Genomic DNA, 24,229 nt, shown 5'->3' on the forward strand with positions numbered 1-24,229 from the left:
CGGCATCACGGAGACAGAGCATTGGGGACTCTTCGACTCCGCAACTCGCAAAGTATGCGAGTTGCTTCGCTCAGAATGACGGGCTTATAGAGGGTTCGTAAAGACAAACTCTTTGGGTTAACACCTATGGGGTTTTGCCCTGGGCGCAGAGCGCGATGGCAATCGTTGTGACGTTTTGCGTTATTACCTCAGAGGCTAAAAGCCTACGGTGAAGTATCATACCCCCCTATGGTATATTTACCCTATGAGCCACATCGACAAGGAAAAGCAGAAGCTCGTCGCTCGCATCAAGCGGATTCGCGGACAGGTCGATTCCATCGAACGCTTCCTCACCACCGGGGACGATTGCACAGATGTATTGATGCTGCTGGCAACGGTGAGAGGCGGCATTAACAGCCTCATGGCCGAAGTGCTTGAAGACCACATCCGCCATCATCTTTTATCGGGGGAGCGAAGCTCTGCACCGCCTCAGGAGTTGGCGGAGGACCTAATCGACCTGGTTCGGGCTTACCTCAAATAGTGGTTCTGTCCAGGGCATGCTTCTGCGCCCAAAGTGAAGAATTCAAGAGCAATTGATGTTTATTACGGTGCTGTCAATTTAGGCTTCAACGACGGGCGTCATTTCTAGCGGGGGTTGGATGCATTTTTGGTTGTCGGTCTTTGCCGCCGTGCGGCACATGAAAATCAGCGAGGCAGTGACACGAACACACGTTTCCAGGACTCCGAATCGGAGTCTTGACAGAGTGAATCCCCCGAGCATGTTTGATGTCACAAAATCTGTCATTGCAGTGCTCGCAAGTTTGATACTTGCGGTCTCGGTGGCGAGCGCCCAAAATGGCGCGCCGGCGCCTCGCCCTGACGATGACTTCAGCCTCATGAAGATGCTGTCGGACAAGGGCGTGCACGACATCGACAACGAGGGGTGGAACGCCTACGGGCAGTTCACCTATATTTCGAGCTGGAAGCCGGCGTTCAACGCCCCTTACACCAATCTGAACGGCAGCATCAATTCGCTTCTTCCCACGGCCGAAAGGAGCTTTACAGGGACTGCGACTCTTTACCTGGGGGCCCGGCTCTGGAAGGGTGCGGAAGGCTACCTGGTTCCCGAGGTGATTTCGGAACAACCGTTCTCGCAGCTCAGAGGATTGGGCGGCGCTATTCAGAATTTCGAGTTGCAAAAGGGCGGAGCGACCGTACCTCAGGTCTATAGGTCCCGTTTATTTCTCAAGCAGACGATTGGGCTCGGCGGCAAAAGCATCGTGGAGGACTCAGGCCCGCTTCAACTGGGGACGCATTACGACAGCAGAAGACTTGTCTTTGTCGCCGGGAATTTTACGGTTCTGGATTTCTTCGACACGAACGCTTTCGACATCGATCCGCGCCAGGGCTTTCTCGGGCTGGGATTTATGACCTATGCGGCCTACGACTTTGCCTCCGATGCACGCGGTTACTCGTATGGAGGCATTGCGGAGTTCCATTGGGATGACTGGGCAGTACGTTACGGACGCATCACACCTCCGAAGCAGCCCAATCAACTTCCAGTGGACTTCAGGCTCCTGAAATACTACGGAGACCAGACGGAGATAGAACACAAGCACAGCCTTCACGGGCAGGAAGGCATGGTGCGTGTGCTGGCGTATCGCAACCGCGAAGATATGGGACGCTTCAGTGACGCCATTACTGCGTTCGAAGCAGACCCCGCGAAGAACGCCACCACGTGCACTACCTTCAACTATGGATCCAACAATTCGACGGCTCCCGATCTTTGCTGGGCTCGAAAGCCCAATGTCAAGGAAGGCGTAGGCGGGTTTGTAGAACAGTACATCGGACATGACATCGGAGTGTTCGCTCGCGGAATGTACGCGGACGGGAAGACGGAAGTGTATGCCTACACCTCCACCGATCGTTCTGCCACCGTGGGGGTATTAGCAAAAGGCACCTCCTGGTCGCGGCCTAAGGATCTAGTGGGAGTGGGCACTAACCTCGGATGGATCTCGGATATTCATGCGAAGTATCTGGGGATGGGAGGTGTCGATGGATTCGTCGGCGACGGCGCTATCACCGCGGCGGTGGAGAGGTCTGTGGATCTCTTCTACAGCGCCAACTTCCAGAAGATCTATTGGCTGTCAGGTGACTATCAGCACATTACAGATCCGGGGTTTAACGCAGCGCGTGGCCCGGTCAACGTCTTTACAGTGAGAATCCATGGCGAGTTTTAAATCAATACGCGGCAGAGTCTGGCCTTTGCTAGCCGCATTGTCTGTGTTTTGGTGCTTTGTCTCCAGCGCTGAGGCGCAGCAGCAAGCCTCTGGGTTCGCAGTCGAACGTTTCTATCAGTCCGCTCCCGGTGGCGGATGGTTCGTCATGGATGATCTCGATATCAGTGGCCGGCTGGGGGGCGCGATATCAGCGACCTCGGGCTATGAACGAAATCCTCTGGTCATCACAGGTCCGGATGGCAAGCAGAAGCTTGCTGTCGTATCGCAGGAAGCGTTCCTGGATATCGGAGGCTCGGTCACACACGATCGCTTTCGGGCATACCTCAATATCCCCATGCCCCTTCTGGTTACGGGAACGAGCGGGAAGCTTGGACCGTATCAGTACACGGCTCCGAACTTAACCCTCGGAAGCAGTCCAGATACCGTGTCCGACGGACGTATAGGCGTCGATGCTCGCTTGTTTGGCCAGCCGGGAGACTTGCTTCGTCTGGGTGCTGGAGCCCAGCTAATCTTCCCTTCCGGAAACCGCTCGGATTACGTGTCGGACGCAAGGTATGGCGGAATGTTGCGATTTCTCGCTGCCGGCGACGCCGGTGCGTTCAGGTACGCAGGCCAACTCGGTGTCCATCTGCGACCGCTCAATGATGCTCCTGTGCCCGGCAGTCCCAACGGCAATGAGTTTCTCTACGGCATCAGCGGAGGACGTACGTTTGCGGGGCCGAGTGGATGGGCGGTCATTGCAGGGCCGGAAATATTTGGGGAGACGGCTTTCCACTCTTTCTTCAGCGGGGAGACAGGTACAGAAGCACTCATGACAGGGCGGCTGGAGCAGACTGGCACGGAGCATAATCTGCGGATAAAACTGGGTGTCGGCCATGCACTGCAGCAGAACTTCGGAGCAGCACAATGGCGAATCGTTTACGGTGTAGAGCTTTTCGGGCACAAGTAGATCGAACCGGCTCCTATCGAGTTGGAGGAGAATTCCTGTCATGAGCGTTTCCAGGCTACGGTTCATCGTTTGTTTTGCTTTGTGCTGCGGAATAGCCGGACCTGCGCTCGCCTGGCAGACAGGCCCTATCCCTCCAGGCAGACGGATTTATGTCGAGCCGTTCGCTACCCGGGAGGGCTCCGAGAAGTTTCGCGAGGGCATCGTTTCGGAACTTCGCAAGATGAAGTCTGTGTCGCTTGCTGCAGATGAATCGAGTGCGGACGAAATCCTTGGGGGTGGTGGCGAGGTCTGGATCAAAGGATACCGAAGCCACAACCCGCAGTTAGGCAAGGTGGCACCCAACGGCACACCCATCTATACAGGTTTCCTCTCGATTGAATTGAGAGACAAGAACGGCCAGACGTTATGGTCCTACCTGGCGACACCACCAGCGGCGTCCGGAGATGTATCCAAAGATCTCTCACTGCTGATTGCAAAGAAGCTGAATGAAGCCCTGGAACAGGGCGAAGCGCCGATCTACAGCACATCTCCGTCCCAGCCAACGACGCTCTTGTCAGGAGCTGGTGCTACCTTTCCCTTCCCTGTCTATGAGAAGTGGTTTACAAACTATCGGCGCGAGAATTCCGCGGTACAGATTACGTATGAACCCATCGGGTCCGCAGCAGGAGTCCGCAAGCTACTTTCAAACAGCGTTGATTTCGGAGCTTCGGATAGCCCTGAGGTGATCCACGATCTTGCGCCGGGAGACGACGATAAGTATCTGTTTCTTCCGTCGGTGGTCGGTGCGGTGGTGCCAGTAGTCAATCTGCCCGGCGTGCAAGGCGATATCGCATTCACACCCGAGGCGTTGGCCGGGATTTATCTGGGGAAGATCAAGAAGTGGAACGATCCGATTTTAGCCCGCAGCAATAAGAACCTTCGCCTTCCCGATCTGGATATCGTGGTTGTTCATCGCGCCGATGGAAGCGGCACCAGCTATGCGTGGACTGACTTCCTCTCAAAGACCAACTCCGAGTGGAAGACCGAGGTTGGTACAAGCCTGACTCCAAAGTGGCCAGTAGGACAGGAAGCAAATGGGAATGACGGGGTATCCAAATTGGTGAGCGAGCAGAGCGGCTCCATCGGGTACGTTGAGTTTATTTACGCCTTGCAGAATCACCTCAGCTACGGCAGAGTGCGAAATCGAAATGGTGAGTTTATCGCGGCCAGCTTGGAAAGCATCGCGGCGGCTGCGAGCCGTTCCACAAAGCTTGATCATGCCTTTAAAGTCTCCATCGTGGATGCTCCCGGTGCAGGCGTTTATCCCATCAGCTCTTTTACCTGGATGGTTATCCCTGCCCATATGGAGGACGACACCAAACGGAAGGCGCTCACCGGGTTCCTTGCATGGATGCTGGGGTCTGCGCAGCGTCAGGCAGCTGCTTTGGGCTACCTCCCTATCCCAAAGGACTTGGTCACAGAGGAAAAGGCGGCAATCGCGAGGCTTCACTAGGAGCACGCAAAGATGAAGTTCGTGCCCCTATAATTTGGGTTTGAGCGCCGAATCCAATCGCACATCCACAAAGATGCCTGCACTGGCTGTTGCTGCCGGCATTCTGCTTAGTCGAGTTGTCGGGTTAGTACGCGACCGTGCTTTTGCCCACTACTTCGGCAACTCCGACGCCGCCGATGCCTTCCGTGCCGCGTTTCGAATTCCAAACTTTCTACAGAATCTCTTTGGAGAGGGCGTGCTGTCTGCGTCCTTCATCCCGGTCTATGCCCGTCTGAACGCAGAGGGCCACAAAAAAGAGGCCGCGCAACTAGCCGAAGCAGTGTTTGCGCTTCTCCTCTTCATTACGACGATCTTAGTTGTTGCGGGGATCTTCGCTACGCCCTGGTTGATCGATCTCATCGCGCCCGGATTCCATGGCGAGAAACGTCTGCTCACCATCCAACTGGTTCAGGTTCTCTTCCCGGGTGCTGCCCTGCTGGTGCTCTCTGCATGGTGCCTGGGCATATTGAACAGCCATCACAAGTTCTTTCTCTCGTACGCCGCTCCTGTCATTTGGAACGTGGCCATGATAGCCGCCTTGATCTGGGGCGGACGCCAACAACACACCGAATCGCGCCTAGCAGTGATGCTTGCCGTTGGCTCAGTCATCGGCAGCGGACTTCAGTTCGTCGTGCAACTTCCAACCGTGTTGCGATTCCTGAGACCACTGCACCTGCACCCTGATCTCACCACCATCCATGTGCGCGGGGTTGCCCGCAATTTTTTCCCGGTATTCCTTAGCCGGGGCGTGGTGCAGATAAGTGCCTACATCGACTCGTGGCTGGCGAGTTTTCTCGGTACTGGAGCCGTCTCCGCGCTGGGGTATGCGCAAACGCTCTACACGCTGCCGGTCAGCCTGTTCGGTATGGCCGTCTCAGCCGCTGAGTTGCCTGCTATGTCCAGCGCCCTGGGCACGCCAGCTGAAATTGCCGACGCACTTCGCCAACGCCTCACGCAGGGACTACAGCAGATCTCCTTTTTCGTCATACCGTCCGCCGTCGCGTTCGTCCTGCTCGGCGACGTGATTGTCGCTACTATCTATCGTTCTGGACACTTCCAAGCGGGGGATGTGCTCTATGTCTGGGGAGTTCTGGCGGGCTCCGCTGTGGGCCTGCTCGCATCTACTTCGGGACGGCTCTATTCCTCGGCGTTCTATGCGCTACGCAACACGCGCACACCGCTCAAGTTCGCCGTTCTCCGGGTTACGCTCACACTGGGTCTAGGCTATCTCTGCGCGCTGCCGTTGCCGCGGCACCTTGGCCTAGACCAACGCTGGGGTACCGCAGGTCTTACTCTCTCGGCCGGTATTGCGGGTTGGCTGGAGTTTCTTCTGCTGCGCAACGCTCTGCACAAACAGATTGGGAAAGTACAATCATCGGGATCGCGCATTGCCAAGTTATGGCTCGTCGCACTGGTTGCGGCAACTATCAGTTTTGGCATAAAGAGGGTACTTCCATTTCACGCGCCGTTGCTCTTAGGGCCCAGCGTTCTCCTCTGTTATGGAGCGATCTATCTTGGTGTGACGCAGGGACTAGGTATTGCCAGCCTGGGTGCGGTCGGACGTTTGTTCGCGCGTCGTCGGTGAGTCGTGGCATTTGTTTGCGCACCTTGGCGGGTGGCAAGCGTTCTGGTTGAAAAGGTACTGACGACATCGGTGAGGCAGAATGTTTCGGGGTTCTTCGACTCCGCAACTCGCAAAGTACGCGAGTCGCTTCGCTCAGAATGACGAACTTATAGGGGAATAAAAGCAGCTCTATTCCGTGGCCTAAAGGCTGCGGCTCCCATTCACGCTTGTTCGCCGAGATAATAAGCCCTGACGTTTACGGCCTGTTGGTTGGTGTTTAGCTCGACCACGTCAAGAACACGATTGCCGTTATCTCGCCTGTACAGCACCGCGTAACCGCTCGGCGAGAGAAATATTTCTTCAAGCTCAAAGTACAGCTTCGGAGCGAGTTCCAGCCCGATACGGAAGTGCTCTCGAAGTTCGTTAGCTCCGTGCAGTCTTCCGTCCGGACGGTTCCACCGCCGAACTACGGTGTTTGCTTCGAATTCGACAGAGGGCGCGTAGTGCGCCATGATTCGATCGAGATCTCTGGAGTTCCAGGACTCAATCCATTCTTCTATCAGTAGTCGATGACTTTTCTCGACTCCCATTCATGTCCTCCCTTTGGCTTAGCTTCCTAAGAATAAATAGAGATCGATGAATCAGAGATTCTCGGCGGGCGATATCTGCGGTTGCACCCAGTGCAGAAATACTTGACTATCTACTATGACGAATGCTACATAGGGTAACAGCAGGAACATTGGCGTCTTGCCCTACGTAAGACACAAATGTCTGCTCTTGTTCGTCGAGTCTCCGCAACATCGGAGTTGAGTCAACAAACACGTGCCTGAGGATTCTTCATGCGTCGGATGCAACTACGGCCCTCTCTTAGATCGGTACTTGGAATCCTCACGGTGTTCTTTATGGCTCTTGCTCCCTGCTCGGTCTGCGCGCAGGCGACGGGTGGGATCCGCGGTTCGGTGCTCGACCCAAGCAGTGCTGTCATTCCTGGGGCCACGATCACGCTGACAAGAGGCAGCGAAATCCGTAAGACCACCTCGGGTTCGGACGGCTCCTACTCTCTTCGCGATCTGGAGCCTGGCAGCTACCGGATCGCGGTCAAGGCTCCCGGATTCGTGCTTCCGCCAGACACAACGGTCACGATCGCATCGGGTCATACCAGGCAGCTTAACCTCACTCTCTCCATCGCCGTTGAACAGGAGAACGTGCAGGTCAATGGACAATCTTCCGGTGTCAGCGTCTCTCCCGATGAAAACGCCGGGGCTATCGTCATCAAAGGCAGCGATCTGGATGCGCTCTCGGACGACCCTAATGAATTGCAAAATGAGCTGCAGGCGCTGGCCGGGCCGGCAGCGGGTCCCGATGGCGGGCAGATCTACATCGATGGATTCTCCGGGGGCCAGCTTCCGCCCAAATCATCGATCCGGGAGATCCGGGTCAACCAGAACCCCTTCTCTGCTGAGTTCGACCACATCGGCTATGGGCGGGTTGAAATTCTTACCAAGCCCGGCTCGGACAAATTCGGCGGCCACATCACGTCGCTCGCAACCGATTCCGCGCTCAACACGAACAACGCACTGGTTCCTGACACCCCCGCATATCACCTCTACTTTCTTCAGAGCGATGTCACAGGCCCACTCACCAAGCATTCTTCCTATTTCATCAGCGTTTTCGGTATGCGGCGGCAGACGCAAAGCATCATCGACGCGACCAACCCATCGAACGTATCGACACAGCTCCTCGCGACCAGTCCCAATCCGTCGTCCATACTGGACATCGACCCGCGCATTGATTTCCAGGCAGGCGCGAACAACACCTTTTCCATCCGCGATGCCTTCCACCGCAACGTGGCCTCCGGCAACGGTGTCGGCAACCTGAACCTGACAAGCCAGGCACTCAATGCAACGAACTATGAGAACGCCCTGCAGATCAGCGACACGATCGTCGTCAATCCGCACCTTATCAACGAGACACATTTTCAGTGGCGACATATACGAAACAATCAGTACGCGACTGTCACGACACCAACGCAAACGGTGCAAGGCGCATTTACCACCGGCGGCAACTATGCCGGCACCAATACGGATCACCAGGATGTATTGGAACTGCAGAATTACTCCACCGCCACCGCGAGCAAACATACCATCCGCTTCGGCACCCGGCTTCGCTCTTACCGCGACGCCAATGTGACAACTTCAGGTAAGAACGGTCAGTACAACTTCCAGAACACCTCGCAATACGAGGCCTGCCTTCAACCATCCAGCCAAAGCTGTGCGCCAGACCAGTACCAGGCGGTAGTCATTAATAATCCGCTCGCACGCGCCCTGATCTTTGACGCGGCGCTTTTCTATCAGGACGATTGGCGCGTCAATCCCGGCCTCACCTTCAGCTATGGTTTGCGGTATGAAGGCCAGAATCGCATCCGCGATCACGCAGACTTTGCACCGCGCCTCGCTGTAGCCTGGGCTCCGCACTTCGACAGCAAGAAGCCACCCAAGACGGTCCTGCGCGCAGGTTACGGCTGGTTTTACAGCCGCTTCACTATGCCGGGCCAGTTAGGTTCAGGTACGGGTACGCCCTACGTCATTCAGGCCATTCACCAGAACGGAGTCAATCAACAGTCCTACGTCATCAATAATCTGCAGCCGCAGCCCGGGGGCTACAACCTGGATGTGTCTCTCCCCGCGAGTACGCTACAGAGCTATCCCGGTTCGACGCCCGCCATCTACACGATCGACCCGCACTTTCATGCTGCTCTTAATATGCAGGGCGGCGTCGGTGTCGACCGCACACTCTGGAAAAATGCCACGTGCAACGTTACGTATCTCTTCACGCGCGGTGTGCACCAGTATCTTACGAATGTCGTCACGGCGCCTGCGTTCGATGCGAGCAGCTACACGATCACCGGCACGGCGCCCGCGGTCTACAACAACCAGTTCCAGTCCGGCGGCATCTTCAACGAAAACCAGATCACCGCTACGTTCGGTACGCATTACAAGAAACTCAGCATCAACGCCAACTACGCCTTCAGCGATGCGAAGAGCGATACCTCCGGCGTAACGTACGTCCCTTCTGTAGCTCAAAATCCCGGACTCGACTATGGGCGCGCCAGCTTCAGCATTCACAACCGGCTTTTCCTGCTTGCGACCTACACAGCACCGCATGGCATCACCATTGCGCCGCTACTCGCAGCGCAGTCCGGCACTCCCTATAACATCACCATCGGCGACGACCTGACCGGCAACAATCAATACAACGCACGGCCCACCTATGGAACCTGCGGCGCAGCGGATGTCGTCTCGACACCCTTCGGCTGCCTGGATGAGAACCCAGCTGGAAAAAATGAACAGATAATCCCCTACAACGTTGGTACGGGTCCGACAAATGTCATGTTTCACATACGTGTCAGCAAAGCTATCGGCATTGGTCCTCATATCAAGACACAGACCGGAGGCCCTAACGGACAGACGGGTGGAGGAGCGCTGAGCGGCAATCAGCAACAGGTCAAGCTCGACGCGAGCGTCCCACGGCGTTACAACCTGACTTTTATCGCCGGCGCACTCAACGTGTTCAACCTCGACAATCGCGGAACCCCGAACGGTACCCTCAAGTCTCCCCTCTTTGGTCAATCCGTCACCCTCGCAAGCGGGCCCTTCGGCTCGCCAGCACCAGGAAATCGCGTCGTCTTTCTGCAAGCGCTCTTCAGCTTCTGAGACTTCCGCAGAGGCTAGCCCTCGATTTGTGCTTGCCCAGGACAGGTGCTCAACGCTTCGAGCGAAATGTTGTTCGCTGCACAAATGCGCGGGTTCCCTGCAAATCGCTGGAATGCCAGCCTTGGAGGTGTCAACGTGGCAGATGAGAGGGCCCAGAGCACCCAGGTCGAAGACGTACTACAGCCGGTTGCGACGTGGCTGTGACTGAACGTTGCGAAAAGTGGAGGACGACAGGATGTGGATGCGTCACGCCAACCCGTTGAGCGCGGCGAACGTTGACTGCATACTCAGAACTATTCAATCGTCTCTGGCAAGACTTGGGTTCGGGCCATACAGCCATGCCGCTTCTCTATGGGTGTTCTTTGCTGGATGCGGGGTCGCCGAACTGTCTATCAGCTTTCTCATCTGTACTCCTCTCGAGCGATTTTGGCCGCTAACCAATTGGCCGAAACGAAACTCTATCGCTGCGGATGTAGCCTATGCGTTTTTCGTCCGCATCGTCTTGTTTCCGCTCATCGCCTACTTTGAATTCCATTGGCTGCGCCAAACTCTGGATGGGTTTCTGCATGCCCGTGCCATTACCCCGCTGTCGCTTACGGAGTTGATCCCGAAACTCGCTTCCTGGCCCGCCATTGCCTTCATCGCAAACTTCGCGATTCTCGATCTCGCCGACTATTGGCGTCACCGTTTGTCTCACCGGATTGGGTGGTGGTATGGAATCCACTCACTGCATCATGCCGAGGAGCAGTTGACCTTCTGGTCTGACGACCGGTCGCATGTTCTTGAAGACGCCATCACCTATGTGTGGCTCATCGCTGTGGGGCTGGCCATCGGTGTTCCCTCGATGCAGTTTCCCTTCCTGATTCTCTGCTTCCGGTTTCTCGGCAGCATCTCTCACGCAAACACAAGGGTCGGTTATGGATGGCTCGGAGAACACATATTCGTCTCCCCGCAATTTCATCGTACGCACCATGCACTGCGTGCCGCTGGAAGGCGCAGTTGCAACTTCGGAACGGCTTTGTCCTTATGGGACTTCTCTTTTCGGACCGCCAGGTTTCGCGACCATACCGTTGAAACCGGCGATGCCGGGGCCGAACCAGCTCTAGTCAACGGCTCATGGGGCGAACAGCAGCTTGCAGGTTTTCGCCGCATGGCCCGCTTAGCACGGCGAGGGAAGAAGACGCCCGCCCCGAGGACAACATGATCTCTACTACTCCCCAGGATTGGATGGGCCGTGTTCTCGATCAAAGCAAGCTGGGAGTCTCTGTGGAGGATGCCTGGAAGCTGGAGGCGTATGAGCAATACAAAGCCAGGCTTCGCGCTCCGGAGTATCCATGTTTCTTCGGCCAAAGCGGCGAAGCGCGGGGCGAAATGCTCTACACGTTCATTAAGGAGGGCGGCCTTGATGAATTTGTCACGAACATGCGGCGGTTTGTCAGCCTCATCGCTGCACCTCCCCATGAGCGCTCGAGTCTGGCTGCATTCTTCGCGCCCGATACCTCGATTACGGACCACACGTCTTTTGTCGCGCACTTTTGGCAGATACTGCAGTTCCTTCATGATCACGACAGCAATCCAATTGCAGACAAGACACCCGATCATCCGCTTTGGGAGTTCTCGTTTGAGCGCTGCGAGATGTTTGTCGTTGGAGCGTCCCCTACCTACCAGCACCGACGTAGCAGAAATCTGGGTCCAGGTATCGTGCTCGTGTTCCAACCCAGGTCTCTTTTTATTGATCCGGAAACGTCGCAACCGATCGCTGCATCGGTCCGGCAACGCATTCACAAGCGCATGCTGGCTTATGACGGGATGACAGTACATCCCGACATAGGGTTTTACGGGAGCGCCGGCAATCGCGAATGGAAACAGTACGCACTTCCTGACGACAACGAACCGGAAACTGGCGTCTGCCCATTCCATACGAGCATGAGTCATGCGTAACTGACATATCGCATTCTCTCGAAGTGATGTGACCAGCCGCTTCGCAATTCACTACTCGGCGCGCAGGGCTTCCACTGGATTCACAGAGGCTGCTCGACGCGCGGGCAGGAAGCTCGCCGCCATCGACGCCAGCCCAAGCAACACGGCCACCCCACCCAGAGTGATCGGATCCCACGCCTGTATGCCGAACAGCAGCTTGCGGATCAACATCGAGGCACCCACCGAACAGACCAGCCCAATTGCCAGTCCGGCTACTGTGAGCCATCCCGCCTGCCGGATAACGAGTCTGTACACTGAGCCGCGCTGTGCCCCAAGAGCCATACGCACGCCGATCTCACGCGTCCGCTGGCTCACCGAGTACGAGATCACTCCGTAGAGCCCCACCAGACCAAGTACCAGAGCGATCGCCGCGAATCCACCCACCAGCCACGCTGAGAACCGGTGCAGGAGCGCCGCCTGCGTGCCGTCGATCTTCTCGTTCAAGGTGGCTTCGTCGGATAGCGCCAGATCGGGGTTTATCTGATGCAGAGTATGCACCAGCATCGGCAGCAGCATCGCGGCGTCCTGCCGTGTGCGCACCGCAAGGATGAAATAGTTGTTCGGCGTCTGGTTGATCGTAAGATACTCCGCTGGTGGGATGTCGACATCCAGCGGGCCTTCGCGAACGTCGTTGACCACGCCGACAATCTCCCACATGGACGGACGCCCAGACTCCTCATTGGCGATCCTCTGCCCTACCGGATTCTGGCCGGGAAAATACTTTCGAGCCAGCGCCTGATTGATCACGGCCACTCCAGGCTTCGAAGCATCGTCGTCTTCCGTGAAGAGCCGTCCGCGCACCAGCGTAGCCTTGAGCGTAGACAGATACTCCGCGCTCACAATGCGCTCGTCCACGTCATTGTGTTCACCGAGGTACGGCCTGCCTGGGATCTGGATTCTATCGATGGCACAGTCACACTGCGCCGGGAGCATGCTGGTCATACCTGCTGACTCCACACCCGGCAGGCTGGAGACTCGGCGCACAACCTCTCGGTATAGCCCTACCGTCTGTTCATCACTCTTGTAAATAGTGTCGGGGGCCATCACCTGCACGGTCGCGAGATGGTTTGGATCAAAGCCCAACGGAACGTGCAGCAGGCGATAAAGACTCTGTCCCAGCAATCCCGCGACGGCCAGTAGGACTGCCGCGATTGCCAGTTCAACGACCACCAGGTTCGCTCCGAGCCTGCGCCAGAGCTGGCCAGCGGCCCCGCGATCTCCGTCGCCTAATCCGTCGCGAACATCATGAAGCGAAAGCCGCAAGGTTGGCGTGGCGGTCACCAGCAAAGCGGCCAGCAGCGCAACAACCGCGGCAAATGAGCCCGTATGTGCGTTCAAGCCGACGCCTCCAAGAAAGGGCATGTTCGATGCCATATCCTTGGGAACCAGGCTGCCAAGGAGTTTCATGGCACCGATGGCAACGATCACTCCTGCCAGACTGCCGAACCCTGCAAGCAATAACCCCTCGGCGACAAACTGGCGCATCAGCCGCGCTGGCGTCGCGCCCAGCGCGCCTCTGACGGCAATTTCACGCCTGCGGCTCTCCGAGCGGACCAACACAAGGCTGCCCACGTTGACGCACGCTATCAACAGCAACAACCCGGCTCCGCCCAGCAGTGCCAGAAGGATAGGCCGCACATCGCCGATCATCACTTCAGAAAGGGGAACGACACTGGCGCTCAGACTGGGGCCTGCCACGGCGTATTGCTGCTGGAGCTGCTTGGCGATGGTGCTCATTTCAGCCAGCGCTACCGAGATGGTGACGCCATCGCGCAACCTTCCGATTCCCCAAAAATTATTGAAGGTCCTCATCTTCTCATGAGTGCTGAAGCTGTTGAAAGGAACCCAGAACTCCGCGTTGCCGCTCGGGGCAAAGGAAAACTCACGCGGCAAGACACCGATGATGGTGAAGGCCCTGCCGTCCAGATCCACGGTCTGGCCCACCGCACCCTTCTGCGCGCCGAAACGATGGAGCCAGGCCCCATAGCTCAGGAGCAGAACGTTTGGCCCGCCGGGCCGATTCTCGCCGGGATAAAAATCGCGCCCCAGCATGGGATGCACGCCGAGGGTTTGGAAGAAGCCGCCGCTCACGCGCTCGGCCGGCACCGGCTCAATACCGGAAGGAGTGCGCAGGAGATAGCCGGTGTCGCTGAATATATCGAGTGAGCTAAACGATGTATTCAATCGCTGCCAGTCAAGATAGTCCGGATAAGAGAGCGGCCAGCGTGGCGATTCAGTGTAGCTTTCGTTCACCGACATCAGCCGGCCGGGATTTGCATAGGGAAGCGGCTGCAGCAAAGCCGCATCCACAAAACCGAAGATGGCCACGCTCACGCCCATGCCAAGAGCCAGCACAATGATTGCGGTAGAGGCGAAGCCAGGATTTCGTACAAGCTGACGCATCGCAAATTGCATATCGCGCACCAGATTGTCGAACCACACCATCCGTTTTCTCAGATAGAAACGCTCTTGCGCCACACGCACATTGCCGAAGTTGAGCCTCGCCCGCCGGCGTGACTCAGCTTCACTCAAGCCTTCACGCTTCAACTCATCGGCTTCAAGTTCCAGATGCGCCTTGATCTCCTCAGCAAAGTCATCCGTGCTCCGTGGGCGTTTGAACATACCTATGCCCCCTCGCCGGGGAGTCCCTCGCTACTGCCCAAAATCAATCCCATGGCTCTCGTCAGCCGCTGCCACTCGCTCGCCTTCTGTACAAGCTGCTCACGCCCTTTCGGCGTCAGCGAATAGAACCGTGCCTTGCGGTTGTTCTCGCTCACACCCCACTTGGCGCTGATCCACTTCTTGTCTTCGAGCCTCTGCAAGGCCAGATAGAGTGAGCCATGATCGACGAAAAAGACCTCTTCGGATTGGCGCTGTATCGACCGCGCCACACCCTGTCCATGGCACGATCCCTGCACAAGCGTCTTCAGGATGAGCAAGTCCAGCGTCCCTTGCAACAGAGCGATACGGTCATCGGCATTTTTTTGGGAAGGCATCCGACCTAAGCATCTCACCGGTTGGGTCGGATGTCAACACGAGCCAGAGAATCGAACTCTTGCCCACATTAGCAAACGGCCCGGGGCTAAAGAGGTTGCTGAAAAAGTCGATGACTTCACTGAAGACGATTTTTGCTGTGTACTTTGCGTATGTAAAACCCTCAAAGATTTCGCAAACGTCGTTTGTAGGGCCTTCTGGAGAGTCGTTATTTCGAAGCAATTTCTAACTGCTCACAAAGCTAGACTTTTTCAGCACCCTCTAAAGCCCGATTCTTGTGTGGCTTTCTTCCGTAGCCTAAAGCTACGGCCCCCTCCGTCTCCCTGACGCTAAAGCATCAGGGAACGCGATTCGCGCTGTGGTGAACAGGCCATCATCATCGAACGAACAAATGACTCAGGATGCTAAAGCCTTTCTTCCAGATGTATAGTGTTGCTTGCCTTGCCCCGGAAGGATCACCGGAATCCAGCTTGCCACAAACCTGCTCATAAGGCCCTTCATGCGTTTTTCGCGAATTCTCTTTGGCAGCGTTATCTTCTTTTCAGCCTTTCTTCTTTTCCTGGTTGAGCCTCTCGCCGCCAAACAGATTCTCCCTGTTCTGGGCGGCTCGTCAGCAGTCTGGATCACGTGCCTCGTCTTCTTCCAGCTCATGCTGCTGGTCGGCTATCTCTACGCACATTGGCTCACGCACCGTTTCTCCCGAGCTGCGCAAAGAAATATTCATATCGCCATGCTGGCGATAGCCTTCGCTTTATTGATGGTGCAATCGCATCTTCATCCAGGCATGCAGAGTGCTGCTGCACATCCGGTAGCGGCGATTTTCATCCTGCTTATGGCCAGCATCGGGCTGCCCTTTTTTCTGCTGGCCTCCACCAGCCCGCTGCTCCAAGTCTGGCTCTCCTGGCAGCAACAAAATCGCATTCCCTATCGGCTGTTCGCCTTGTCGAATGCAGGCTCTCTGCTGGCTCTGATTGCTTACCCCACGCTGGTCGAACCTTATCTCAGCCTGCGGCACCAGTGGACGATATGGTCGGTGGGCTTTGCCTGCTATGCGATTCTTGGCTTTATTCTTGCGCGGAAGATGTATGCCTCGGCACCAGTGACAGTACCCGCTCCAGCAGATGAGGCGATCGGCGAAACGGAGACCTCTTCGCGCCGGCAACGATGGCTCTGGTTCTTGTTGCCCATGGCCGCAGCCATGCAGTTAAGCGCCGTCACCGAACATCTTACGCAGAACATCGCCGCGATTCCGCTGCTATGGATTCTGCCGCTAGCCGTCTACCTGCTTAGCTTTATCCTCGCTTTCGATGCGCCCTCTCTCTATCGCCGATGGATCGTTGTGCGCTTGTTAGTAGTGATGCTGGCCAGCCTCGGATACATGCTGACCAAGACCGACATGACTCTCGCGATCGGCATCAGCATTCTGTTCTTTCTTCTGGAAGTCTTCGTGGCCTGCTACTTCTGCCATGCCGAAGTATGTGCTCTGCGTCCGCGTCGGGCCTCCGAGGCTACCAGGTTCTATCTCTTGCTCGCAGCCGGAGGCGTCGCCGGAACATTTTTCATCGGCATTGTCTGCCCTTATCTTTTCGCCGCCAATTACGATACCGCCATCGCCTTTGCGGTGACCGCGGCGCTCGCGCTTGCCGTAACCTGGCGAGACGGATGGGCACAGCGCCTGCTGTGGTCTACCGGCACGATCTTGTTGTGTGTGCTCCTGGGGATGCTGCACATCGCCTACGCCAGACAATCGCTCATCGAGATGCGCAGCTTCTATGGATCGCTGCGCGTGACCCAAACCAATTCCCCGCCCCAGGCACAGACGGTAAGGACTCTGCTGAATGGCGCTGTGCAGCATGGAATCCAGTGGTTCGGTCCCGAGTTTCATCGCAGGCCGACAACCTACTATGCCGAAGACTCTGGAGCCGGCCTCGCGCTCGAACATTGCTGTGCAGGCCGCCCGCGAAATATCGGCGTCGTCGGGTTAGGCGCAGGAACGCTCGCCGCCTACGGTCAGCCCGGAGACCGCTTCCGATTCTATGAGATCAATCCAGAGGTAATAACAATCGCACAGCATCTCTTTACCTACCTCCGCGATTCTCCTGCGCAGGTAAGTATTGCGGATGGCGACGCGCGCATTTCGCTTACGCAGGAATCCTCGCAGCACTTCGACGTGCTTGTCGTCGACGCCTTTTCCGGCGACGCAATCCCGGTGCATCTGCTGACCCGCGAAGCGATGGCGCTGTATCAAAGGCATCTTGCGCCTGGTGGAATCGTGGCCTTCCATATCTCTAATCAATTTCTCAACCTCGCTCCCGAAGTGGCTCTGCTTGCCTCTTCCGCCAACATGCAGTCCAGGATCATCGATTCCCCGGCTGACAGCGCACGAGGAGAACTGGCGGCAAGCTGGGTTCTGGTCAGCAACAACATGGATTTCTTCCAGCAACCCGAGATTGCGAGTGTAGCCCGATCCATCCCAGCCGAATCCGGCTTGCAGCTCTGGACAGACGATTACTCCAGCCTGTTGCCGATTATGAAATGGCTGGGCCATTAGAGTGACTGCGCGATATCGGTATATAGAACAGATCTCTCGAGAACGAGCGGCCTGAACCTCTGGAAGCAGCGCTCCAGGATAGTCCCACTCCTGGACGCGAGGTCGGCATGAAATAGGTTCGCGCTAAAGTGAGCAAAATGAGACAGACCGCGCTCATATCGGCGGAATACTATTCCTTCACTATGGATTCCCGAATCGGAACGTGGTTTCCACATCGGCACAATTCGAATGGGTCGTGGGATTCGATCTGCTCTGTATGTCTAGCTACTATCGCGACTGTGAAGGTTGAATCTGAACTGAGCTTTCGTGAACATACCCACGTCTGCGATCCGAAGCGTCTACATCAATTCAGCGCAAAAACCCTGACAAGCGACTACTAGCGCAGTTTTCGTAATGCTGTTAAGCGGAAGGACCCTGCGAGTGTCGTTTTTCCTGGGGAAAAACGACGTAGATATCCTTGACTCGCTCTACACCATTACGAGAACTGCTCAAGCCGCACGATCAGGAACGCCTAAGCGGTGACAACTATCTCAAAATCCACCACTACTGCACTTCCCGAATAATTGACTGTCCAGACGCTTATTAGTATATTGGGTTGTGTGGCAAGGCCAAAGAGTGACGATAAGCGGAACGCTATTCTGGCGGCGGCGACCCGCGTGATCGTTACGCAAGGGCTGAGCGCCCCGACGGCGGTGATCGCGCGAGAAGCCGGCGTAGCGAATGGTTCCCTGTTCACTTACTTCGAGACCAAAACTGAGCTATTTAATCAGCTCTATCTTGATCTGAAAATCGGGATGGGGTCCGCTGTCCTGGAAGGGCTTCCGGCAGGGGGCGAGCTGCGGGAGCAGTTCTTTCACATCTGGTCCAATTGGATGAGATGGGCGGTGTCCAATCCTGAGAAGCGACGCGCGCTGGCGCAGCTCGGCGTCTCCGACGAGATCACACTCGAGAGCCGTGCCGCGGGGCATAAGGCCATGGCAGGCCTCCGAGATCTGCTGGAGCGGGGGCGTGCCCATGGTTCCCTGCGCGAAGCTTCCATGGGGTTTGTCCTCGCGATCATGAACTCGCTGGCGGAAGCAACGATGGATTTCATGGTGCAGGACCCCGCCAATGCGGACAAACACTGCAAGATTGGATTCGATGCCCTGTGGCGTGTATTTGGCTGATTTCTTGAATGAATTAATGACTGACTAGACACACTCTTAAAGGAGAAATATGTCAAAGAGCAATTTGAAAGATCCCTCAGACCGCAAGGCATACATCATCACCGGCCCAACCTCCGGCATCGGTCGCGCCACGGCGCTTGAGCTGGCCAAGCACGGCACGGTCGTACTCGTGGGCCGCGACACCGTCAAGCTCGACGAGATACAGATGGTCATCGAGCAAAGAGGACAGCATGCGGTGCCGGTCGTGTGCGACTTGTCGGATCTTGCGAGCGTGCAACGCGCAGCTGCGGAGATTGTCGCGCTCCCTCTTTCGATTGCCGGGCTGCTCAATAACGCGGGCATCTTCCCGATGCGCGCCACGAAGAATGCACTGGGCTGGGACAATGCGTTCGCGACGAACCACATCGGACCGTTCGTGCTGACCGAAGCGCTCATCCCGCATCTTCCTGACGGCGCGAATGTGGTCTTCGTCGCCTCAGGGGTGGAAGATCCCGAGCGTAAACCAGCCAAGATGGCGGGCTTCCGTGGCAGCCGTTACATCTCAGCCGAGGCGAGTGCACGCGGCGAGTGGAAGCCGGGCGGATCGAAGATGCCGGGATCGGACGCCTATGCGACGTCGAAGCAATGCACCCTGGCCACGGCGCTGGCGTTCGCTCGTGAGACTCCGCGGTTGCGTATCAACGCGATCGAACCGGGATTCAGCCCGGAGACTGGCCTCGGGCGCGATGCCCCAGCCTTCCTGCGCTTCCTCTCGAAGTACGTCCTCTCTCTGCTCGCTCCTCATATCAAGTACTGGAGCACTCCGAAGCTCGCCGCACCCGTTATCACCAAGGCACTGCTCAATGAATCGGGTGAGACCGGCATCTACTACGACGAGGTCGGCCGCCCCATGCTCGGCTCCGCGCTTGTGCGCGATGCGAAGTTCCAAGACCGTGTCGTCACCGAAACGCGCGCCTTGCTGGCGACCGTTCCCTCTACCAAAGCGGCATGAATATATCTGAACTCACATGTCGTATCACCGCTGTCAGCAGCGGCTTCGGCCACCTCACATCGGTCCTCGAAAGCCGGTATCCCTCATCAACCAGTACAGCCGAAAAAGGAGCTCTAAATGTCGATAGAAACTGATGTCATTTCACAAAACAAGATTGCGATTGTCACAGGTGGGAGTCGCGGTATTGGCCGCAACATCGTGCTGAGTCTGGCCAAGCGCGGCGTCGATTCGATCTTCACCTATAACTCCAATCAGACAGAAGCCGAAAAGGTCGTCGCACTGGTGGGCGAGACGGCGCAGAAGGCCATCGCCCTGCAGCTCGACACCGGCAACGTCAGTGTCTTCGAGATGTTTGTGCAGAGTGTGCAGTCAGCGCTCAAGAACCTTGGAGCGACGCACTTCGATTATCTGGTCAACAATGCAGGCAACAATCACCACAACATGTTTTTCGACAAAGCGACCGAGGAAGAACTCGACAGCATCTACAACGTCCACTTCAAGGGTGTCTTCTTCCTGACCCAGAAGCTTCTTCCTCTCATCAACGACGGAGGACGTATCGTCAACGTATCGACAGCGCGAACGCGCCTCATCTCGCCGGGAGGCGCTGCGTATGGCTCGATGAAGGGAGCGGTTGAAGTGCTGACGAAATATATGGCGAAGGAACTCGGGCCGCGAAGGATTGCGGTCAACGTTGTCGCTCCCGGCGCCACGGAAACGGATTTCAGCGGCGGCATCGTTCGGGATAATCCTGTCATGAACAAGAGGGTGGCCGATGGGACGGCTCTGGGCCGGGCAGGTGTTCCCGACGATATCGGTCTCATGATTGCCTCGCTACTCTCTGAGGACAATCGCTGGATCAATGCGGAGCGGATCGAAGTCACGGGCGGCTACGTTTAGCTCGCTGACCTCCCGTTCCCGATCACGTGCGCTCTTGAATCAGAGGCACCAAGAGAGAATACCTTGGTCCATAGCCCTCATCGGCAAAAAGGCCCGGGGTGAAGTCCTATTCGCGCCTGGCTATATATCCGTAGCCTAAAGGCTACGGCTCCCTCCCGCCCCGCGACGCTAAAGCGTCGCGGTTTGCGGTTTGCGCTATGTCTCGTCCGGCATTCCATTGTGTTAAATTTCTCTTGACGAAACCATAACCGTACAGTTATGGTTTCATGCGTGAAGCAAGCCAATGCCCATCCCGTGTTCCGTGCTCTTGCCGACCCTACTCGCCGGGCCATCTTCGAGGAGTTAACCCGGCAGGGCGAACAGACCGTGCACGCGTTGACTGAGTATGCGGGGGTGTCTCAGCCTGCTGTCTCCAAGCACTTGACGGTGCTGAAGAGGGCGAAGCTGGTACAGCATCGCCGCGAGGGACGCGAGACTCACTATCGCGCGCAGCCCGAGGCGCTGGCGCCGATGGTGGACTGGCTGAATCACTATGGCGCCTTCTGGCGTGACCGGTTTGACCGTCTCGAAGCACTTTTAGAAAGGATGGAGCCATGAATCAGGAATCAACGAGTCAGGAATCAACAACCAATCCAACAGAGAGCACTCGGACCCTTGTGATCGAGAGGGTATTCCAACACCCGCCAGAAAAGCTGTGGCGCGCGCTCACCGAGACCCCACTCATCGCGCAGTGGCTGATGAACAATGACTTCGAACCGGTGGTCGGGCGGAGGTTCCAGTTCCGGGCGCCCCCCATGCCGAACTGGAATGGGATTATCGACAGCGAGGTGCTGGTCGTCGAACCGTTAAAACGGCTCTCCTATCGCTGGAGTTCTTTGGGGCTCGACTCCGTTGTGCTCTGGACGTTGACTCCAGCGGAGGGCGGTACCCATGTTCGCATGGAGCACTCCGGATTCGGTCCCGATCAGCAGAGAGCGTATCAGGGTGCAAATTATGGCTGGCAGAGATTCCTTGGCGCCCTGGAACGGGTACTCGATGGAGGTGCCGCATGAAGACCTCCAAAGGACTGGTCGCCAGCTTCTGGATCTTTACCGCGCTCTTCTGCCTGGAGATGAGCTTTACCGCCTACTACGAACTGTTGCCACAGGGAGCCGAGGCCTTCACCCGCCTCGGCTTCCCTGCCAGCTACTTCCGGATGGAGTTGTCGTTGGCCAAGGTAGCGGGCGTGGCCGCGCTACTCGTCCCGATGGTCCCCGCGCGGCTCAAGGAATGGGCCTACGCCGGCTTCGCCATCAACCTCGTCTCGGCGCTTATCACCCATCTTTCGCTGGGCCAGGGCCCACGGTCGTGGAGCCCGTCGGCAATCACAAGCGTGCTGTGGGGGCTCTCGTACTTCTTCTGGCGTCGCCTGCAGGCAAAGCCAGCACGGCTATCGAACTAGAAGAGCTCCCCTTGCGAGGGTTGCAGGTTACGCTGAGCGCAGCTAAATTAGGTGCGAGATTTGGAGCTGTATATGAAAAGGACTGTCCCGATGGAATCTGCCTCTGCATTCATCGACGCGAAGATCAACGAACTTGGGGACTGGCGCGGGAAGACGCTCGCGAAGGTTCGCGAAGTCATACACAAGGCAGATCCTGAGATCGTCGAAGAGTGGAAGTGGATGGGGACTCCCGTCTTTTCCCACGGCGGCATCGTCTGCACGGGAGAGACGTACAAGAGTGTCTTCAAGATGACCTTTGCCAAGGGAGCTGCGTTGGAAGACCCTGCTGGTCTATTCAACTCCAGCCTCGACGGAAATGTCAGGCGGGCCATCGATATCCACGAAGGCGAGAAGATCAATGAGGCAGCCTTGAAGGCCCTCATCCGCGCTGCGGTAGCACTCAATCTCAAGGGCAAGAGCAAGCCTCAGACGGCTCAGAAGTCGTGAATTCGAGTGGGTCGCAAAACAATGCACCGACCGCACTCGCAAAGAGAGCCATCAACGCTATTCTTTTCACAAAAATGATTGTGCCTGGACGCCTCCTGGTAATCGACGATGTACTCCTCCTAAAGTAGGAGGTATCGCCGTTCGCTGTCTGTTACTGTCCACGACTGGAAGCATTCTGACAGGTGTTTGAAAGGAAAGACTATGGACCGTCGCGAATTTGCAACTCGTTCCCTGGCCGCCGCCGCAGGCGCTGTGCTGTCTCCGCATGCTGGCTATACCGCTGTACCACGCTCTGCAGATCAGGTTCCCGGTTCGGTGCCTGAAGCGTTGATACAGAACGCTCGCTTTCCAGAGGGCTTTCTTTGGGGCACCGCTACAGCCTCCTACCAGGTGGAAGGCGCGTGGAATGAGGACGGCAAGGGCGAATCGATATGGGACAGATTTACCCATACACCCGGGAAAGTAAGAGGCGGCGTAACAGGCGATGTTGCGTGCGATCAGTACCATCTCTACCGGCAGGACATTGCATTGGCTAAACGCCTTAATCAGAAGAGCCAACGCTTTTCCATCTCCTGGCCGCGCATTCAACCTACCGGGACCGGCGCCCCGAACATGAAGGGGGTGGATCACTACAGCCGCTTCGTCGATGCTTTGCTTGAGGCCGGCATCCGGCCCTGGTGCACGATGTACCACTGGGACCTTCCGCAGGCACTCGAAGATCGGGGAGGCTGGCCGAATCGGGACCTGGCTAACTACTTCGCAGACTACGCCGGCATTCTCGCCAAGCATCTCGGTGATCGAATTACGACGTGGGCCCCCTTTAACATGCCCTGGGCGATAGCCTTCATGGGCTATGCCGCAGGCGTGTTTCCGCCTTGCCGAACCAGCTTCAGTGACTTTCTGAAAGCAGCACACACGCTGGCTCTTGCGCAGGCAGAGGCGCATCGCGCAGTGAAAGCAGCCTCTCCCAAGGCAACGGTGGGAAGCGCGTATGAGATGGCCCCCGCCTACCCGAAGACAGACTCGGACGACGATCGCGCAGCCGCTGCTCGATACCATGCGATGAACAATGTCTTCTTCCTGGAAGCGGCCATGCATGGCCGTTACCCGAAGGCCTTTATTGGAGAACCGCCCTATGAGGTGATGGGTTTTAAGGCGGGCGACGAAAAGCTCCTCTATGCGCCGTTGGACTGGGTGGGCTTTCACTACTACACGCGCCGCATCGTCTCGGATGCGAGCAAGGAGCAATTTCGGAGCGGAGGCAATTTCAGCGGCACTGAGATTGAGAGCAATTCACCGGGCGGGCGCGATCCGTACACACGCTTCCGCGCCGGGATGCCCACTGAGGGTCCGCTTACCGACGCCGGTTTGGAAGTATGGCCGCGCGGCATCTACGATCTGGTCTCCCAGATTTCAAGGGACTACAACCACCCGATCATCGAGATCACCGAGAGCGGATGCGGTTATCTCGATGGCCCCGATGAAGAACAAAACGGACGCATACCGGATGGGCGGCGCATCCAGTGGTATCGCGAGGTGCTCGCCGAACTGGCTCGCGCGATTGCCGATGGAGCTAAGGTTCGCGCCTTTCATGCCTGGACCCTTCTCGACAACTTCCAATGGGGCGAGGGTTATACCGAGCGCTATGGGTTGATCTATAACGACTTTCGCAACCAGAAGCGCACAATCAAGGATTCGGGCCTTTGGTACGGTCGAGTTGCTGCCTCCAACCGGCTCGATGTGTGAC

Annotated in this window: 20 protein-coding genes; 17 read left to right on the forward strand and 3 right to left on the reverse strand. The window is 56.9% G+C overall.

Annotation, left to right across the window (positions count from 1 at the left end):
• Positions 1–244: 244 nt before the first annotated feature.
• The 5 genes from GSQ91_RS07145 to murJ all read left to right on the forward strand — a co-directional run bounded on the left by GSQ91_RS07145 (position 245) and on the right by murJ (position 6,284).
• Positions 245–520 carry a metal/formaldehyde-sensitive transcriptional repressor gene (locus tag GSQ91_RS07145; RefSeq protein ID WP_158820587.1) on the forward strand — a complete coding sequence of 92 codons (276 nt, stop codon included), beginning with the start codon at positions 245–247 and terminating at the stop codon, positions 518–520.
• A 238-nt stretch (positions 521–758) separates the two neighbouring features.
• Positions 759–2,219: a carbohydrate porin gene (locus GSQ91_RS07150; protein WP_216845122.1), complete on the forward strand. Its 1,461-nt coding sequence runs from the start codon at positions 759–761 to the stop codon at positions 2,217–2,219.
• On the forward strand, positions 2,206–3,168 hold the full coding sequence (locus GSQ91_RS07155; RefSeq protein WP_158820589.1) for a hypothetical protein: 963 nt from the start codon (positions 2,206–2,208) through the stop codon (positions 3,166–3,168). The genes GSQ91_RS07150 and GSQ91_RS07155 overlap by 14 nt, the downstream gene beginning before the upstream one ends.
• 40 nt (positions 3,169–3,208) lie before the next feature.
• The gene (pstS, locus tag GSQ91_RS07160) at positions 3,209–4,660 is read left to right on the forward strand and encodes a phosphate ABC transporter substrate-binding protein PstS (protein ID WP_158820591.1); all 1,452 of its coding nucleotides are present in this window, start codon (positions 3,209–3,211) and stop codon (positions 4,658–4,660) included.
• A gap of 40 nt (positions 4,661–4,700) precedes the next feature.
• Positions 4,701–6,284: a murein biosynthesis integral membrane protein MurJ gene (gene murJ, locus GSQ91_RS07165; protein WP_254064398.1), complete on the forward strand. Its 1,584-nt coding sequence runs from the start codon at positions 4,701–4,703 to the stop codon at positions 6,282–6,284.
• A 200-nt stretch (positions 6,285–6,484) separates the two neighbouring features.
• Here murJ and GSQ91_RS07170 read toward each other — a convergent pair whose 3' ends face one another.
• Entirely contained in the window at positions 6,485–6,853 is a 369-nt protein-coding gene (locus GSQ91_RS07170; protein WP_158820593.1) for a nuclear transport factor 2 family protein, read from the reverse strand.
• A gap of 249 nt (positions 6,854–7,102) precedes the next feature.
• On the opposite strand from GSQ91_RS07170, the gene GSQ91_RS07175 reads away from it, so the two are divergent.
• The 3 genes from GSQ91_RS07175 to GSQ91_RS07185 all read left to right on the forward strand — a co-directional run bounded on the left by GSQ91_RS07175 (position 7,103) and on the right by GSQ91_RS07185 (position 11,917).
• Positions 7,103–9,976, forward strand: a complete 2,874-nt coding sequence (locus tag GSQ91_RS07175; protein ID WP_158820595.1) for a TonB-dependent receptor — start codon at positions 7,103–7,105, stop codon at positions 9,974–9,976.
• A gap of 241 nt (positions 9,977–10,217) precedes the next feature.
• On the forward strand, positions 10,218–11,180 hold the full coding sequence (locus GSQ91_RS07180; RefSeq protein ID WP_254064399.1) for a sterol desaturase family protein: 963 nt from the start codon (positions 10,218–10,220) through the stop codon (positions 11,178–11,180).
• Complete coding sequence (locus tag GSQ91_RS07185; RefSeq protein WP_158820598.1) at positions 11,177–11,917, forward strand: YqcI/YcgG family protein; 741 nt, start codon at positions 11,177–11,179, stop codon at positions 11,915–11,917. The genes GSQ91_RS07180 and GSQ91_RS07185 overlap by 4 nt, the downstream gene beginning before the upstream one ends.
• Before the next feature lie 51 nt (positions 11,918–11,968).
• Here GSQ91_RS07185 and GSQ91_RS07190 read toward each other — a convergent pair whose 3' ends face one another.
• Both GSQ91_RS07190 and GSQ91_RS07195 read right to left on the reverse strand, forming a co-directional pair.
• Positions 11,969–14,578 carry an ABC transporter permease gene (locus GSQ91_RS07190; RefSeq protein ID WP_158820600.1) on the reverse strand — a complete coding sequence of 870 codons (2,610 nt, stop codon included), beginning with the start codon at positions 14,576–14,578 and terminating at the stop codon, positions 11,969–11,971.
• Positions 14,579–14,580: 2 nt separating this feature from the next.
• The gene (locus GSQ91_RS07195) at positions 14,581–14,952 is read right to left on the reverse strand and encodes a PadR family transcriptional regulator (protein WP_158820602.1); all 372 of its coding nucleotides are present in this window, start codon (positions 14,950–14,952) and stop codon (positions 14,581–14,583) included.
• A gap of 497 nt (positions 14,953–15,449) precedes the next feature.
• Between GSQ91_RS07195 and GSQ91_RS07200 the strand changes: the two genes are divergently transcribed.
• The 9 genes from GSQ91_RS07200 (at position 15,450) to GSQ91_RS07240 (ending at position 24,228) form a co-directional block, all read left to right on the forward strand.
• Positions 15,450–17,501, forward strand: a complete 2,052-nt coding sequence (locus GSQ91_RS07200; RefSeq protein WP_158820604.1) for a fused MFS/spermidine synthase — start codon at positions 15,450–15,452, stop codon at positions 17,499–17,501.
• Positions 17,502–18,100: 599 nt separating this feature from the next.
• Entirely contained in the window at positions 18,101–18,667 is a 567-nt protein-coding gene (locus tag GSQ91_RS07205) for a TetR/AcrR family transcriptional regulator (RefSeq protein WP_158820606.1), read from the forward strand.
• A gap of 49 nt (positions 18,668–18,716) precedes the next feature.
• Entirely contained in the window at positions 18,717–19,658 is a 942-nt protein-coding gene (locus tag GSQ91_RS07210; protein WP_158820608.1) for an SDR family NAD(P)-dependent oxidoreductase, read from the forward strand.
• A gap of 117 nt (positions 19,659–19,775) precedes the next feature.
• The gene (locus GSQ91_RS07215; protein ID WP_158820610.1) at positions 19,776–20,555 is read left to right on the forward strand and encodes an SDR family NAD(P)-dependent oxidoreductase; all 780 of its coding nucleotides are present in this window, start codon (positions 19,776–19,778) and stop codon (positions 20,553–20,555) included.
• 270 nt (positions 20,556–20,825) lie between these two features.
• Positions 20,826–21,152, forward strand: coding sequence for a helix-turn-helix transcriptional regulator (locus GSQ91_RS07220; protein ID WP_254064400.1), 327 nt, complete (start codon positions 20,826–20,828; stop codon positions 21,150–21,152).
• Positions 21,149–21,607 (forward strand): SRPBCC domain-containing protein, encoded by a 459-nt coding sequence (locus tag GSQ91_RS07225; protein WP_158820613.1) that lies wholly within the window; start codon positions 21,149–21,151, stop codon positions 21,605–21,607. Before GSQ91_RS07220 ends, GSQ91_RS07225 begins: the two co-directional genes overlap by 4 nt.
• Entirely contained in the window at positions 21,604–21,996 is a 393-nt protein-coding gene (locus tag GSQ91_RS07230; RefSeq protein ID WP_158820614.1) for a DoxX family protein, read from the forward strand. The genes GSQ91_RS07225 and GSQ91_RS07230 overlap by 4 nt, the downstream gene beginning before the upstream one ends.
• Before the next feature lie 72 nt (positions 21,997–22,068).
• Positions 22,069–22,482, forward strand: coding sequence for a DUF1801 domain-containing protein (locus GSQ91_RS07235; RefSeq protein ID WP_158820616.1), 414 nt, complete (start codon positions 22,069–22,071; stop codon positions 22,480–22,482).
• A 201-nt stretch (positions 22,483–22,683) separates the two neighbouring features.
• The gene (locus tag GSQ91_RS07240) at positions 22,684–24,228 is read left to right on the forward strand and encodes a glycoside hydrolase family 1 protein (RefSeq protein ID WP_158820617.1); all 1,545 of its coding nucleotides are present in this window, start codon (positions 22,684–22,686) and stop codon (positions 24,226–24,228) included.
• Position 24,229: the final 1 nt, after the last annotated feature.

It is taken from the genome of Granulicella sp. S156 (assembly GCF_009766105.1).
In the GTDB taxonomy this organism is placed as follows: Bacteria; Acidobacteriota; Terriglobia; order Terriglobales; family Acidobacteriaceae; genus Granulicella.